The organism is Paenibacillus sp. ALE3, assembly GCF_054113405.1.
Genome location: NZ_CM134214.1, coordinates 466,810 through 481,854, shown reverse-complemented (window position 1 = coordinate 481,854; position 15,045 = coordinate 466,810). Strand labels below are relative to the sequence as shown.

Below are 15,045 nucleotides of genomic sequence, written 5' to 3'. Positions count from 1 at the left end.
GAAAACGCTTACTCATTGCTGAGCAACCGAATGTTACGTGGGCCTTACTTATTAAGTCCCTACCTTAAACGTATTAGGCCCTCCCCACATTTATACATCTCTGCACAACTACTATATATGAGAAAAATAGATCTATACTGCGGAAAGCAAATGTCTGCGGAAAGCAAATGTCTGCACAAAAAAGGCAGCTATAAAGAAACACCCCCTGTTTTCATAGGATGCCTACATCCAATGTTAACGGGGGGTTACCTTTTTATTCGTCAGTACCAACCTTCAGCACACGCATCACATTTAATACAGCTAGCAGTGTTACACCAACATCGGAAAATACAGCCTCCCACATGGTAGCAATACCAAACGCGCCCAATGAGAGAAATACTACTTTGACACCTAGCGCAAATATAATGTTTTGCCATACGATACGGCGTGTGCGTTGAGCAATATGAATCGCCGTCACCAGCCTTGAAGGCTCGTCGTTCATGATTACGATATCTGCTGCTTCAATTGCAGCGTCTGAGCCCAAACCACCCATCGCTACACCAACATCTGCCAAAGCAAGTACAGGTGTATCATTAATTCCATCGCCTACAAACAAGATTTTATCGCTCGTTTTTTTACTTGCAGACAACTGCTCAATGGCTTCGGCTTTATGCTGAGGCAACAGTTCTGCCCGTACTTCATCCAGGCCTAACTGACGTCCTACAGCTTCGGCAACTGTCCGATTGTCACCTGTTAGCATGATGGTTTTTACCACCCCCAGCTTTTTCAGCGAAGCAATCGTCTTGGCCGCGTCCTCCTTAACCTCATCCGATATTAGAATGCACCCGGCATACGTTCCGTCTACAGCCACATGTACGACCGTTCCTACATCCAATGGTCCTGCTTGCTGCGCCACATTAAAAGCAATATGCTCCCGCTCCATCAGCTTAGCGTTTCCGGCCAATACCAAGCGCCCATCGATCTGAGCCCGAATCCCGTGACCGGATATTTCGCTATATTGCTGCACTCGCTCCGTTTGAAGTTCATTGCCATAAGCTTCACGCAGAGAAGCTGCGATAGGATGCGTGGAGTGCATCTCGGCCAATGCAGCAGTCTCCAGCAGACTTTCCTTCGTAAAAGCTTCGGCAGGATAAATCCCTGTCACGTGGAAAACACCCTTGGTGAGCGTACCTGTTTTATCAAAAACAGCATATTTCACATGATTCAGGGCTTCAAGATAATTACCGCCCTTGATCAGCACACCTGAACGGGAGGCTGCCCCGATTCCGCCAAAGAAGCCCAGTGGAATAGACACCACCAGCGCACACGGACAAGAAATAACGAGGAAAACAAGCGCACGATATAACCAATCTGCAAACAATGCACCCGGCACAACCAGCGGAGGAACAACCGCCAGCAATAACGCTACAATAACCACTACAGGAGTATAATATCTGGAAAATTTCGTGATAAACTTTTCAGTCGGCGCTTTTTTGGCACTCGCATTTTGCACCAGTTCCAAAATTTTAGAGACCGCAGATTCACCAAATTCTTTGCTGACCTCTACCGTCAGAAGTCCGTTCGTGTTCACAAATCCACTCATCACACTGCTTCCCGGCTCAACGGTACGAGGCACAGATTCACCGGTCAACGCCGAGGTATCGACATGCGACTTGCCTTCTACAACCTTACCGTCCAGCGGGATCTTCTCACCCGGCTTGATCACTATCAAATCTCCAATACGGACCTCTTCTGGAGACACCCTCCGTACGGATTCAGCCGTCTTCAGGTTGGCATAGTCTGGTCTAATATCCATCAGATCGCTGATGGACTTACGTGAACGGTTAACTGCAATGCCTTGGAATAGCTCTCCGATTTGATAAAAGAACATGACAGCCACGCCTTCGGGGTATTCCCCAATAGCAAATGCGCCCACCGTAGCCAGCGTCATCAAGAAATACTCATCAAAGGCCATTCCACGCACCAAGCTGCGTGCAGCCTGCAAGACAACATCACCGCCAACGATAATATATGCCACTAAAAATAGAGCCAGCTTGCCCACACCTTCGACAGGTAACCACCAGGCAACAGCCGCAATAACCGCTCCTATGGACAGACGTGCAATCATGCGGCGCATACCGTCCGTACCATGATCATGCGTATGCCCGGCATGACTATCATCATCATGCGAATGTGAATGTGAATGAGCATGGGTAGCTTCACCATGATCGTGCACTGCATGGTGATTGTGGTGCATGTGTGCATGATTACCGTGGTCGTGCCCATCGTGTGCGTCATGTGCTTCATGGCTATGACCACCATGACTGTGAGCAGCATGCTTTCCATCATTGTGATTATGTCCTTCACCATCATGGTCATGACCGCATGCGCAATCCTCTGTGCAGCTTGCCTCTACTGCACCAGCGCCACTTCGACTGTCTTCGCGCAAGCGTCCACCCGCACTTTTGGCAACCATCCGAACATGAGGCTCAAGTCTGTGGACCTTCCGTTCCGTTTGGCGAAAAACCTCTTCTTTTTGATCCGAAGTTGTGGTCATCGTCAACGTTTTTGTTACAAAATTGACCGAGCAATCAAGGACCCCTTCTATTTTACTGACTCCATTTTCAATCTTTAGAGCACAGTTGGCGCAATCCAAACCTTCCAAAACCCATTCATGCCGTTCATTTCTTTTTAGAGCATCCATAATAATTGGCCTCCAATTAGCTATATATGAGCAACTGTTCATATATTATTTGTTAAGGTCATTATATTCAGGTTTAGGGGCAAAAGTCAATGATCATAGCCCTTTTTAACGAAAAAAAATCGACTTCAATGGACAAACACCAAAAGAGCGCCAATTGCTTGGCGCCCTGCTGTTGGTTTGTCAAAAATCATTGATGTGATATGTGCTGATGGGTTTGCAAAAAAATCTGCTCCACATGATTATCATCCAGTGAATAAAACACTGTCTTGCCTTCCTTGCGTCGTTTGACAATGCGCAGGTTGCGCAAATAACGAAGCTGGTGGGATACCGCAGATTGGCCCATGTTCAACACCTGTGTTAAATCATGAACACACAGTTCCTTTTGAGCCAGGGCATAAATCAGCTTGATCCGTGTCGGGTCACCTAGCGCTTTAAACAGCTCCGACATTTTGTATGCGATGGAATCCTCAACTAGGGAAGATTTTATACGCTCAATTTCCTGATCTGAACCGTGACAAGCCGGCTCACAATCCAAAGCTTCCGTTTCAGAATTCATCCTTTTCACCCCGTGTATTTCGACTTGATGCTCCTATTATAGCAAATTCGTAGAATTTACGAATAGCTTATATTACAGCTTGCCCTGTAACCGAAATTTTCCTAATTCAACGTTTTTAATACTTCATCATTGTAAGGAAATATTTCTTTTATCTGTTGATCACGTAATTTTACTGCAAATGCCGGATCAACCAGCAATGCACGTCCAACTGCAACCAGATCAACTTCCTCTCGTTCTACTAGCTCCACGAGTTGTTCTAATCTGGCCTCTACACTACTCGATTGATCAGTCTGACGATCATTGTTTTTTTCCAAATCACTCAAAAAGGCCTTCTCCAAACCAATTGACCCCACCGTAATCACTGGCTTGCCTGTTATCTTTTTGGTCCATGCTGCCAGGTTTAGATCTGACCCTTCGAATTCTGGCTCCCAGAAACGGCGGCTTGAGCAATGGAATACATCCACCCCAGCTTGTACCAATGGGGCAAGGAACTGTTCAAGTTCCTGTGGTGTCTGTGCCAGCTTTTCTCCATAATGGTACATCTTCCACTGGGAGAATCGCAGTACAATTGGAAAATCCGGGCCTACTGCACGGCGACAAGCCTCAATGACCTCGACCGCAAACCGGGTACGCTGAACCAAATCGCCTCCATATTGATCGGTACGCTTATTGGTTTTGTCCCAGAAAAATTGATCTATTAAATAGCCATGTGCTCCATGAAGCTCAATGCCGTCAAACCCCACCCGCTTGGCATCGGCAGCGGCTTGAGCAAAGGCTGCAATGATATCCGTAATTTCCGCCTCCGTCAATGGCTCAACTACCTTTTCACCTGCGGGAGAAATACCTGAAGGACCGACAGGCAATGCCTCGGGATTCGGTTGGTTATCCGCACCTATTTTCCGGGCTGTACCCACATGCCAGAGCTGCGGTATAATTTTGCCGCCGGCCGCATGAACCTCCTCTACTACCTTAGCCCATCCTTTCAATCCCTCACCATAAAAGTTAGGGATGCCTGTGTGCTCCACAGCGGCGGGATGATTGATAGCCGTTCCCTCTGTAATAATCAATCCAACAGCATTTTCTGCACGGCGACGATAATACGCGGCAACCTCATGTCCTGGAATACCTTGGGGAGAAAAATTTCGTGTCATGGGAGCCATAACCATCCGATTGGGAAGCGATAAGTTACCTATCTTAAAAGGTTTAAACAATATTTCGGTGTTCATGACGTTTTCCTCACTCTCTCATTAGTATTATCTTTTTCACTCTTCTGTTATACAATTCCATTTTACATATATATAAACTTGTGTTCAATAAGCCACAGTTAAATTCCAGCAGGTCCTTTACAAAAAAGAGGAAGCGGCATAGAGCCGCTTCCTCTTATTAGTGTGACTTATTAGTGTGCTACCATGTTGTATTCCATAATCCATACAGAACCGCCAACGACAGTCAACAGGATCACAACACCAAAGATCAAAGTCATAACATTCCAACGTGGTCCATTGCTTTCACGGATGTGCATGAAGAAGAAAAGCTGAACCAGAAATTGCAGCACTGCCGCGGCTAAAATAACAACCATGGTCGAAGTGCGGCTCAACATATGATTCATAACCACGAAGAGAGGGATGATGGTCAGTACGATGGACAGAATAAACCCGATAACATAGGATTTCACTGAACCGTGAGAATCATCATGACCATGCGAACCCGCTCCTGATTGATGCTGTGCCATCTACATCACCCCCATCAAATAGACAACTGTCAGCAAGAAGATCCAGACAGCGTCCAAAAAGTGCCAGTACAAGCTCAATGCCGAAACTTTGCCCTTCGTCTCTGGAGTAAGTCCGCGTTTTTTCAACTGGAACATAAGTCCAATCATCCAAACCAGACCTAACGAAACGTGAAGTCCGTGTGTTCCGACCAATGTGAAGAATGCCGACAAGAACGCACTGGTTCCAAAATTGGCACCTTCATGTACCATCTCAACAAACTCGTAAACTTCAAAACCGATAAAACCAAGACCCAGGATCGCTGTCACGATTAACCAGCTGATTAATCCCTTCATGCTTCCTTTGTTCATAGCCAACACAGCCAGACCACTTGTGAAGCTGCTTGTGAGCAAGAGGAACGTTTCAATAATAACGCCCGTCATGTTAAACAGCTCTGCGCCACCTGGTCCTCCGGCTGTGTTGTTCCGAAGGACAACGAAGGTTGCGAACAAGGTACTGAACAGGATTACGTCCGTTACGAGGAAGATCCAAAAACCAAGCATCTTCAATTCTTGCGGATCGTGATGCCCGTGGTCATGATCATGGCTGTGATGTGCTGCAGCTTGTGCCATTATACAGACCCCCTTATTGCCGCTTCCGTGCGTTTTACTTCATCCGCAGGGATATAGTAGTCGCCATCATAGGAGAAGAACGAACGGCAAATCATACAAATTGCCACGCCGATCAGCCCTGGAATATAGAAGAACGACCATCCAAATACGAACCCGAAACCTGCAATGAAAAAGAATACCGACATAATGAATGGAATCGCCGAGTTTTTCGGCATATGAATCGCTTCAATTGGCGGTTGCTTTCTGAAAATACCTTTTGCACGTTTATCTTTTTCTGCCCACCAGTCATCGCGTTCTTCTACTTGCGGAATGGTAGCAAAATTGTATTCCGGTGCAGGTGAAGGAATGGACCACTCCAACGTGTGACCGCCCCAAGGGTCGCCCGTTGTATCCTTCAGCTTGCGGTAATTTTTGATACCCAGAAGAATTTGAAGAACCTGGAACAAGAAACCAATCCCCATCAGGAATGCCCCAACGGTTGACACCATGTTAAGCGGCTGCCAGCCAGTATCCCAGCCGTAAGTGCTCAGACGACGTGTCATCCCCATCAGACCGAGGGAATATTGCGGAATGAAACATACATAGAAACCGATATTCCAGAACCAGAAAGCCCATTTACCAGGCGTTTCAGGCAATGTGAAACCGAACATCTTAGGCCACCAGTAGTACAGACCTGCCAAGTAACCGAACACTACCCCACCAATCAGAGCGGAGTGAAAGTGAGCGATCAGGAAGTAACTGTTATGGAACTGGAAGTCCGCAGGCGCTACAGACAACATGACGCCCGTCAAACCTGCAATCAGGAAGTTCGGAATAAATGCAATAGACCACATCATCGGAGTTTTAAATTCGAGTTTACCCCGGTACATCGTGAACAGCCAGTTAAATACTTTAACCCCTGTCGGTATTGCGATAACCATCGTCGAGATCGCAAAGAATGCATTAACATCTGCGCCAGATCCCATCGTGAAGAAGTGATGCGCCCACGTGAAGAAGGACAGGATCGCAATAATGAACATCGCGTAAACCATGGATTTGTAACCAAACAATTTCTTTTTGGAGAATACGCTGATAACCTCGGAATAAATACCGAAGGCTGGCAATACTACGATGTATACCTCAGGGTGACCCCACATCCAGATCAAGTTGATATACATCATCGGGTTACCGCCGAAATCAAGGGTAAAGAAGTGCCCTCCTCCGAAGCGGTCAAGGAATAGCAATGCTAAAGTAACCGTCAGAATCGGGAACGCGAAAATGATAATAACACATGATGAAAATACGGACCACGTAAAGACAGGCATTTTCATCCAAGTCATACCAGGTGCGCGCATTTTAATAATGGTAACAATAAAGTTGATCCCTGTAGCCAATGAACCTATACCAGAAATCTGAATACCCCAGATATAGAAGTTCTGACCGACGCCAGGACTAAATTGCAGTTCTGAGAGCGGTGGATAACTCAACCAGCCTGCATCTGGCGAACCGCCGATAACGAAGGACAAGTTGAACAACATCGCACCCATAAAGAAAAGCCAGAAGCTCAATGCGTTCAGGAAAGGAAACGCAACGTCGCGCGCACCAATTTGAAGGGGTACGGCGATGTTAAACAAACCAAACATCAACGGCATTGCCATAAACAAGATCATGATTGTGCCGTGAGTTGTGAAAATCTGGTTGTAATGCTCAGGATGTAGGAGTGTCACATCCGGTGTAGCAAGTTGAATACGCATCAATAATGCATCCACGCCTCCGCGGAATAACATCAAGATGGCCGCAAGAATATACATAATACCGACTTTTTTATGGTCAACCGTAGTCAACCAGTTTTTCCAAAGCCAGCCCCATTTTTTGAAATAAGTGAGCACAAACACGATCCCGATCGTTGCTAATGCGATGGAAACGTCCGCTCCATAGATCATCGGGTCTCCAGTAACGAAGAAAGTGGATGCAAACTCTTTTATTTTGTCAAGCATTGGGGGCCTCCTTCCCTATAATCATTTAATTGTGTCCGCTCATGTCCATTCCAGCATGATCTTCTGTGCCGGATTTGGATGAATCTTCTGTGGATGTAGCTCCGCCATGTCCAGCATGGGGGTTAGGAGCGCCTTCCACTACATACTTGTTAACAATCTCTTTGAACAAGCCGTCTGGAATCGAAGAATATTCATCAGGCTGGGACAAACCTGGTTTTGCAAGCGCCAAATAGCCGTCTTTCGTCAGCGGCTTCGACTGCTTCTTGATGTCAGCGACCCAGTTTTTATACTCTTCATCCGACTGGACTTCTACATCAAAACGCATTTGTCCAAAATGCTCACCGCTAAAGTTTGCACCCGAGCCAAAGTAAGTTCCTTCGTGATCGGCCTGCAAATGCAGTTTCATGGCCATGCCTGACATGGTGTAGATTTGACCGCCCAATTGCGGAATCCAGAACGAGTTCATCGGGGCGTCAGCAGTCAGTTCAAAACGGACTGGAACACCTTTAGGAATGTGAACTTGGTTCACTGTAGCTATACCTTCCTCTGGGTACATGAAGAGCCATTTCCAGTCCAGTGAAGTTACTTGAATCGTTACTGGCTTTTGCTCACTTGCCAACGGCTTGGAAGGCTCCAGCAAGTAGGTATATCTCGCAGTGATAACCGCAATAATACAGATAACGATAATTGGAATAGCCCACCATGTGGTTTCCAGCTTTTTGCTGTCATCCCAGTGAGGTTGATACTTCACCTTGTTTGTTGGGGTATCGCGATACCGCCAAACGATGAAGAAGGTCAAAATCATAACCGGTACAATTATAAGCGCAGACAATGCAGTTGTAAGAATGATCAGCTCTTTTTGTGCTTGCCCAATTGGTCCTTTCGGATCGAAAACAACGTATTTTCCGCCAGCATAAAAACACGTCCAGATGAGCAATGCTACCGTGAGCACGGTCAAAACCAACGCAATAATCGCTTTTGGTTTTTTGTTCATGTTGTTCCCCTCTCCTTAAAATAGTAAATTACTCAAAACTTAACGAACTCCTGTAATCTTGCCCTTATATAAGATAGCAGAAAAGCGGCCACTTTTTTTATTGTTAACAGAATTGTCGATTATTTGTCCGATTTTTGTGAAAAACCTCTCTAAAAATAAAATTTCTCTTGCAAATTCAAAATTTCTTTTTAATTCAAAAATGACATATAAAAACGTTAATTATGCATCTTGAAGTATCTTAAAAAAGCTATACTAAAGCAAAAATCGGGACTCCTTACAGTTATCATGCTACACTGCTCGAAGCCCCGCGCTGTTGTTTTCATTATCAGTTTTACATCATTTTTTCAATTGTATTAACGATGCCCGTTCTCTTGGTCTTCCTTCTTACGGGCAATGACAAATGATTTCCCGATTAGAAAAATGAAAATTCCGGCAGCAAAGGCGCCAATGCCTGTCATTAAATAGATATTACGATCGGTTAAATTCCCTATATCAAGCAAAATAAGAATAATACCTACAATGCAAGCGATCAAAGAAATAACAGATACCGTGCGGCTCATTTGGTTATCACTTGATCCTGATTTTCTAAAATTCGAAGCCATACCCTCCACTCCCTCTAGTTTAAAATAGTTTAAAAAGTGCCCTCGCCAGGTATTTTTTTCAGTATGCACATTTTTTATTTTATTATTCCTGCCGGTCTCTACATACTAGAACCATCTGTAATTCATCTTGGCTATTATTACCCCAGAGGACCTCCTATTTAAACAAACGGGAGCGGAGGCAGACCTAAATTTGCTTTATATTCAGATCATTTCTCTTGATTTAACGTCTAGTCTCCAACCAGTTATTACTTACTACATTTCGATACCAATAGTAACTTTCCTTGGGGGTACGGACTTGTGTGCGAAAATCGACATGAATCATGCCAAATCTCATATTATATCCCTCTGCCCACTCAAAATTGTCCATAAGTGACCAGGCCATATACCCTTTAACATGGAGGCCGTCATGAATCGCCCGGTGTACCTGCACCAAATGCTGCTGCATGTAGGAAATTCGACGGTCATCCTGCACCTTTCCGTTTACGACTTCATCATTGATACAAGCCCCGTTCTCTGTGATGTAAATATCGATGTTACCGTATTTTTGCAAATAATGTAGTACCTCATACAGCCCACGTGACTCCACCGGCCAGCCAATATCTGTGACAGGTAGTCCCATATTGATTTCTTCAGATTGAAGAAAGCCTGCTTCCGGATTAAAGCGATTAACCGACATACTATAATAATTGATACCGATCATATCTATAGGTTCACCGATAATGTCCATATCTCCATCTTGTATAGGTACGGTGGCTCCCTGCTCCGCAAACCAGTCTACCAAAAACTGAGGATACGAGCCTTGATAAATAGGCTGGAGAAACCAGTCACTATGCAGAGAAATCGTGCGCGCACAAGCCGCTTTATCTTCCTCAGAGGTGCTGTAAGGAACAGCCCAGGAGACATTGGGAGCGATACCGATCTGGCCACTGGTGCCTAGCTCGCGGAATCGGCGTACAGATAGGCCATGCGCGACCAGCAGATGATGTCCTACATCAATCGCTGTCTGGAGATTCGTCAGACCCGGAGCATGAACTCCTAACATATTGGATAAAAAGGCGATGCACCAAGGTTCATTGAACGTGAGCCAATGGTGTATCTTACCGTGAAACTCACGGAACATCGTTTCCGCAAACTGGACAAATGCCTGAATTGTGCGACGGTTTCCCCATCCTCCGGCATCTTGTAGCGCCTGAGGCAGATCCCAGTGATACAGTGTACAAAACGGTTCAATTCCGTTGTCATTCAACAAATCAACTACACGATGATAATAGTCCAATCCCTCTTGATTGACTTCACCATCACCATTAGGGAATATACGTGGCCAGGACACCGAGAAACGATATGTACGAATGCCCAGCTCCTTCATGAGACGGATATCTTCTTCGTAACGATGATAGCTGTCACAAGCTACATTGCCGTTATCACCGTTGAACACTTTGCCAGGCGTATGGGCAAAGGTATCCCAGATCGACAACCCTCTCCCATCCTCCTGGTAAGCCCCCTCGATTTGGTAGGCGGCCGTTGCGGTACCCCACATAAAGTCCTGCGGAAATTGAAAAATAGTCATTGTGTCTCTTCCTCTCCCTTAATTATAACCGTATATTCATTCGTTGTTTCCTGCTTTTTGGTAAAAGTCCATGACAAAATAAATCCTCCGTGCTTGGGATCAGGCTGAGCCCGACGATCATCAACGCTAAACGGATGTGCACTGCGAATCGTACAGCTTCCCGTCTGGACCGATGCGGTAAGCTCCGCACGGACGAGCCGCGAACCGGACCATTCCATGCTGACCGTAATTCCGCCACGCCCTTTCAAGCCGCTGACCCGTCCTTCAGGCCATGCCGATGGCAGGGCAGGCAATAGCGTCAGCTCGCCCGGGCGGCTTTGCAGCAGCATTTCTGCTATGCCTGCCGTCGCACCAAAGTTACCGTCGATCTGAAAAGGCGGGTGAGCGTCGAATAAATTAGGGTAGGTCGACCGCGACAGCAACGTGCGAACATACCGATGCGCAGTGTCGCCATCTTCCAGCCGGGCGTACAGGTTAATCAACCAGGCACAGCTCCACCCGGTATGCCCGCCACCATGATCGAGCCGGCGGTGTAGCGATATGCGGGCCGCCTCAGCCAGCTCTGGAGTATCACGGATATGGATCTGTCGGCCGGGGTAAAGCCCGTAAAGATGCGAAACATGTCGATGCCCAGGCTCCGCTTCCTCAAAATCGACCATCCACTCCTGTAACTGACCGTGACGGCCGATTTGATAGGGTATTAATCGTTCCCGTGTCTCTTCGCAGCGTCTACGGAACTCATCGTCTAACTCCAACAGATCCGCGGCCTGAATACAGTTGCTCAATAGCTCCCGAATCAGCGTCATGTCCATCGTAGAGCCCATGGATATACTGCAATCCTCGCCTTCGGGCGTGATGAATTTATTTTCAGGCGAAGTGGAGGGGGACGTTACAAGCCGACCATCCGGGCCCTCCACGAGCCAGTCTAGGCAAAAGGCCGCCGCCCCCTTCATAAGCGGATAAGCCTGTTCTGCCAAATAGGTTGTATCCAAGGTGAACAGATAACGCTCCCATAGGTGAGCGGATAGCCATACACCCCCAAGCGGCCAAAATGCCCAACTGGCATGGCCACCTGACGGTCCGGCGTTTCGCCACACATCAATATTGTGGTGAGCTGTCCAACCTTGAGTCCCATAATTGATGGAAGCGACCCTGCGTCCCGTACGACCGACTTCTCCAATCATGTGCAGCAATGGCTCATGGCACTCGGCAAGATTGCACACCTCTGCGGGCCAATAATTCATCTGTGTATTAATATTGGTTGTATAGTTACTATTCCACGGCGGCTGTACCCGGTCATTCCAGATGCCCTGAAGGTTGGCGGGCTGACTGCCCGGACGTGAACTGCCCATAAGCAAATAGCGTCCATACTGAAATAACAGCACTTCCAGCCCCAGGTCTGCCTGACCTTTCTGATAGTGTTCTAATCGCAGGTCGGTCGGGAGAACGGACTCGTCGGTTAGCGTGTCACTTCCCAGTTCTAATGCAACACGGTCAAACAGCTTCCGGTGATCCTGCTCATGGCGTTGCCGCATCTGCTCACTTCCCAGCGAAATCGCTCCGTCTAGAGTGACTTTGCATGCTTCTACTGACTCCGTTGCATCACTATTCGGCATAGCCTGGAATCCCCGAAATCCGGTAGCTGCTGCCAAATACACCGTGATTTTATCCGCGCCCGAGATGATCAATGCTCCGTCATCTCCCGTCGTTAAGGTTCCTCCCTCGGGAATAACCCTCGCCTGAACTGCAAAAGCCATCCCCAAATCATTTTCGTAAACGACAGACTGTGGATGATCGCCGTGATAATTAGATTCCACATGACTGGGCGCTCGTCCAGTCAACGTAATAAAGTCCCTGGTCGGTTCCTCGGATGGATCGTCATCGCTAGCCCATTTGGAGGATTTCTCAAGTGCATCCTCTCCAACTTCATCCTCACAAGGATGGGGGGTAGTGATGCGCACAGATGCATGGATTTTTCCGACCTTACTCGCAGTCAGTGACACCATAATGACTCCATCGGGTGCACTGGCGATAACTTCACGAGTATAGCGGACTCCATCACTCTGAAAAGTGACCGTTGCCGTTCCGGTCTGCATATCCAGTTCCCGTTCATAATGCGCAATCTCCCCTAGGTTCTCCTGCGTAATCCACAAATCTCCCAAAGGCTGGTAGGCTTCTGTATCGCGGCCCAGCATGTTTGAAGTAATCAGTTGTTCGGCTTCTTTGTATTTTCCATCTGCAATCAGCTTTCTGGCAGGTTTTAAATATCGCAATGCATCATACTGAACGCCATCCCTGGGGAATCCGGACCAGAGCGTATCCTCGTTTAATTGCAAATGCTCCTCCCTGATTCCGCCAAATACCATAGCTCCCAGCCGTCCATTGCCGACTGGCAATGCTTCCTCCCATACCTCAGCAGGCTGGCGATACCATAACCGCAGGGACTGTGGTCTTTCGCTTTTCGTCACGACAAACCCTCCCTCATCAGGGGCAGACAAAGCGCTGCTACAAATTGGCCCTAGCGTATGCGCTCTGTCACTCCGAGATTTCAAAGTTTGGATAAATGGACTTACTATTTGGACGCTTTCCCACTCCATAACTCCACTCTGTCCTTCACCAGTTGCGTATATTGCTGTTCCATTTGGACAGCTCCGGCGGCATCCAGTTCTTTAATCATGTTGTCGTATATCGTATCAAAATTGGAAGCTGGTGCTAATATCGCTTCCGGTATCCGTTTGCGGATAATGTCTGTCGTTTTTTTGAATGTAACGTTATAGTTGGATTCATTGTCTGTCGTTATGTTATAGGCCGCGCCCCAAGGCTTCACATCAAATTCTTCTTTTCCTGGAAACAGTTCCTTCCACGTTTTTACGCCATACGCTTTAAGTGATTCTTTCTCCGGCTTCGAATAAGCCGCGATAATTTGTTCCGGGAATTTGGCAGTGTAGTAGTTACCCGTAGAGTCCTTCACTCCGTCACCATAGTGTCCGCTCATTAATGTGTATAAGTCTATTCCAGTGGATTTATTGAAGCTGGTTGTATTGTTCGTTTTTTGATCCAATACATCGGCAGGAATGACGCGTTTGCCATCTTTGATTTCATAGTGCTTGCCTTCGATTCCCCAGTTCACTAGCACCTGTCCCTCATCGGATGCTAAATAATCCAGAAATTTAATAGCCCGCACCGGGTCCTTGCAACTTTCCGTAATCCCTACACCATAACCGGACGCAAATCCTGTATCCTGAAAGGAACGATCCTTATATTCCTCCGAAAGTGTAACTGGAAAATGTGCATAGCTGGCATCAGACTTACCTGACGCTTTTAATGCATTTTCGGCATCCTGATAACCCCACTCTTGGTCGATCAGACCCAGGACACGGCCGCTGGCAATTTTGGATTTGTATTGGTCACTTTTTTGTACAAACGAATCTTTATCGAGCAGCCCTTCATTGTACATGTGGTTCAACCAACGGAAATATTCCTTTTCTTCCGGACGTTTGTAATGAAGCTTGGCTTCAAATGTTTTGGGATCAATAAAATATTCACCATCATCCGGCGCTCCAGTCGTCTGGAAGGCAGGGTTCGTTACGGTAATCATAATTCTCCAGTCGTCCGCATCCAGCGTGAGAGGGATCGTTTTTTTGCCATTGATCGTCGGATGCTTGGCTGTATAGGTTTTGAGTACGTTTTCAAAATCCTGTAAGGTTCTTACCTTGGGATATCCCAGCTCCTTAAGCACCTTATGCTGAATTTCAAATCCTCCCGTCGCATCAAAACTCTCCTGTCCAACACCTGCATACGTAGGAATAACATAGATAGCTTGATCTTTATTGCTGTATTTCAGCCGATCCATATAGGGACCGTAGAGCTTTTTGAGGTTAGGCGCGTGATCGTTAATCAGATCAGTCAGATCAATCATGGCCCCGGCATCCACAAGCTTGTTAATATTTGCTTTAGGAGAGACCAGGTCTGGGTATTCACCACTTGCTGCCATCAAAGCAATTCGGTCATCTCCACCTCCGCCGCTGACATCAAATTCCGCATTCAAAGTTACACCTGTTTTCTTGGTGATTTCCTTGCCTATTTCATCTTTCATTCCATTCCATTGCGGGCTTGTATCTGCTCCGAAGAAGCTAAACGTAATCGGATCTGTGCCGCTGGATGAGCCTTCCTTCGCTGCTTTATCGCTTCCACCGCAACCTGCGAGTGCAGCAAGAGATACGGCGAGCAAGGGAATCAGTGCAAATCTGGACCAGTGTTTTTTCATGTTCAAGACCTCCTGCATTTGTAGGATTTTACCGTTGTGAATGGACTGTAACGATTTGA

Annotated in this window: 11 protein-coding genes; all 11 read right to left on the bottom strand. The window is 46.8% G+C overall.

The window, feature by feature from the left end; translation table 11 throughout:
* Positions 1–253: 253 nt before the first annotated feature.
* Complete coding sequence (locus tag ACXHJ2_RS02060) at positions 254–2,683, bottom strand: heavy metal translocating P-type ATPase (RefSeq protein ID WP_165082551.1); 2,430 nt, start codon at positions 2,681–2,683, stop codon at positions 254–256.
* Between the two features lie 187 nt (positions 2,684–2,870).
* The gene (locus ACXHJ2_RS02055) at positions 2,871–3,239 is read right to left on the bottom strand and encodes an ArsR/SmtB family transcription factor (protein ID WP_007432172.1); all 369 of its coding nucleotides are present in this window, start codon (positions 3,237–3,239) and stop codon (positions 2,871–2,873) included.
* A gap of 101 nt (positions 3,240–3,340) precedes the next feature.
* The gene (locus tag ACXHJ2_RS02050; protein ID WP_165082553.1) at positions 3,341–4,465 is read right to left on the bottom strand and encodes an NADH:flavin oxidoreductase; all 1,125 of its coding nucleotides are present in this window, start codon (positions 4,463–4,465) and stop codon (positions 3,341–3,343) included.
* Positions 4,466–4,635: 170 nt separating this feature from the next.
* Positions 4,636–4,971 (bottom strand): cytochrome o ubiquinol oxidase subunit IV, encoded by a 336-nt coding sequence (cyoD, locus tag ACXHJ2_RS02045; protein WP_013373103.1) that lies wholly within the window; start codon positions 4,969–4,971, stop codon positions 4,636–4,638.
* The gene (gene cyoC, locus ACXHJ2_RS02040; RefSeq protein ID WP_013373104.1) at positions 4,972–5,580 is read right to left on the bottom strand and encodes a cytochrome o ubiquinol oxidase subunit III; all 609 of its coding nucleotides are present in this window, start codon (positions 5,578–5,580) and stop codon (positions 4,972–4,974) included. It abuts the gene before it with no gap.
* A complete protein-coding gene (locus tag ACXHJ2_RS02035; RefSeq protein ID WP_013373105.1) occupies positions 5,580–7,556 on the bottom strand; it encodes a cbb3-type cytochrome c oxidase subunit I in 1,977 nt (658 codons plus the stop codon). The genes cyoC and ACXHJ2_RS02035 overlap by 1 nt, the downstream gene beginning before the upstream one ends.
* Before the next feature lie 25 nt (positions 7,557–7,581).
* Positions 7,582–8,550 carry a ubiquinol oxidase subunit II gene (gene cyoA / locus ACXHJ2_RS02030; protein ID WP_013373106.1) on the bottom strand — a complete coding sequence of 323 codons (969 nt, stop codon included), beginning with the start codon at positions 8,548–8,550 and terminating at the stop codon, positions 7,582–7,584.
* A gap of 353 nt (positions 8,551–8,903) precedes the next feature.
* Complete coding sequence (locus ACXHJ2_RS02025; RefSeq protein WP_013373107.1) at positions 8,904–9,152, bottom strand: hypothetical protein; 249 nt, start codon at positions 9,150–9,152, stop codon at positions 8,904–8,906.
* Between the two features lie 220 nt (positions 9,153–9,372).
* On the bottom strand, positions 9,373–10,719 hold the full coding sequence (locus tag ACXHJ2_RS02020; protein WP_165082555.1) for a GH1 family beta-glucosidase: 1,347 nt from the start codon (positions 10,717–10,719) through the stop codon (positions 9,373–9,375).
* Positions 10,716–13,187: a glycoside hydrolase family 95 protein gene (locus tag ACXHJ2_RS02015; RefSeq protein ID WP_165082557.1), complete on the bottom strand. Its 2,472-nt coding sequence runs from the start codon at positions 13,185–13,187 to the stop codon at positions 10,716–10,718. Before ACXHJ2_RS02015 ends, ACXHJ2_RS02020 begins: the two co-directional genes overlap by 4 nt.
* Positions 13,188–13,291: 104 nt before the next feature.
* Entirely contained in the window at positions 13,292–14,986 is a 1,695-nt protein-coding gene (locus tag ACXHJ2_RS02010; RefSeq protein WP_058711491.1) for an ABC transporter substrate-binding protein, read from the bottom strand.
* Positions 14,987–15,045 lie beyond the last annotated feature (59 nt).

Coding starts and splice junctions, on each gene's coding strand:
- ACXHJ2_RS02060 (WP_165082551.1), bottom strand. CDS start 2,683: ATGGATGCTCTAAAAAGAAATGAACGGCATGAATGGGTTTTGGAAGGT.
- ACXHJ2_RS02055 (WP_007432172.1), bottom strand. CDS start 3,239: ATGAATTCTGAAACGGAAGCTTTGGATTGTGAGCCGGCTTGTCACGGT.
- ACXHJ2_RS02050 (WP_165082553.1), bottom strand. CDS start 4,465: ATGAACACCGAAATATTGTTTAAACCTTTTAAGATAGGTAACTTATCG.
- cyoD (WP_013373103.1), bottom strand. CDS start 4,971: ATGGCACAGCATCAATCAGGAGCGGGTTCGCATGGTCATGATGATTCT.
- cyoC (WP_013373104.1), bottom strand. CDS start 5,580: ATGGCACAAGCTGCAGCACATCACAGCCATGATCATGACCACGGGCAT.
- ACXHJ2_RS02035 (WP_013373105.1), bottom strand. CDS start 7,556: ATGCTTGACAAAATAAAAGAGTTTGCATCCACTTTCTTCGTTACTGGA.
- cyoA (WP_013373106.1), bottom strand. CDS start 8,550: ATGAACAAAAAACCAAAAGCGATTATTGCGTTGGTTTTGACCGTGCTC.
- ACXHJ2_RS02025 (WP_013373107.1), bottom strand. CDS start 9,152: ATGGCTTCGAATTTTAGAAAATCAGGATCAAGTGATAACCAAATGAGC.
- ACXHJ2_RS02020 (WP_165082555.1), bottom strand. CDS start 10,719: ATGACTATTTTTCAATTTCCGCAGGACTTTATGTGGGGTACCGCAACG.
- ACXHJ2_RS02010 (WP_058711491.1), bottom strand. CDS start 14,986: ATGAAAAAACACTGGTCCAGATTTGCACTGATTCCCTTGCTCGCCGTA.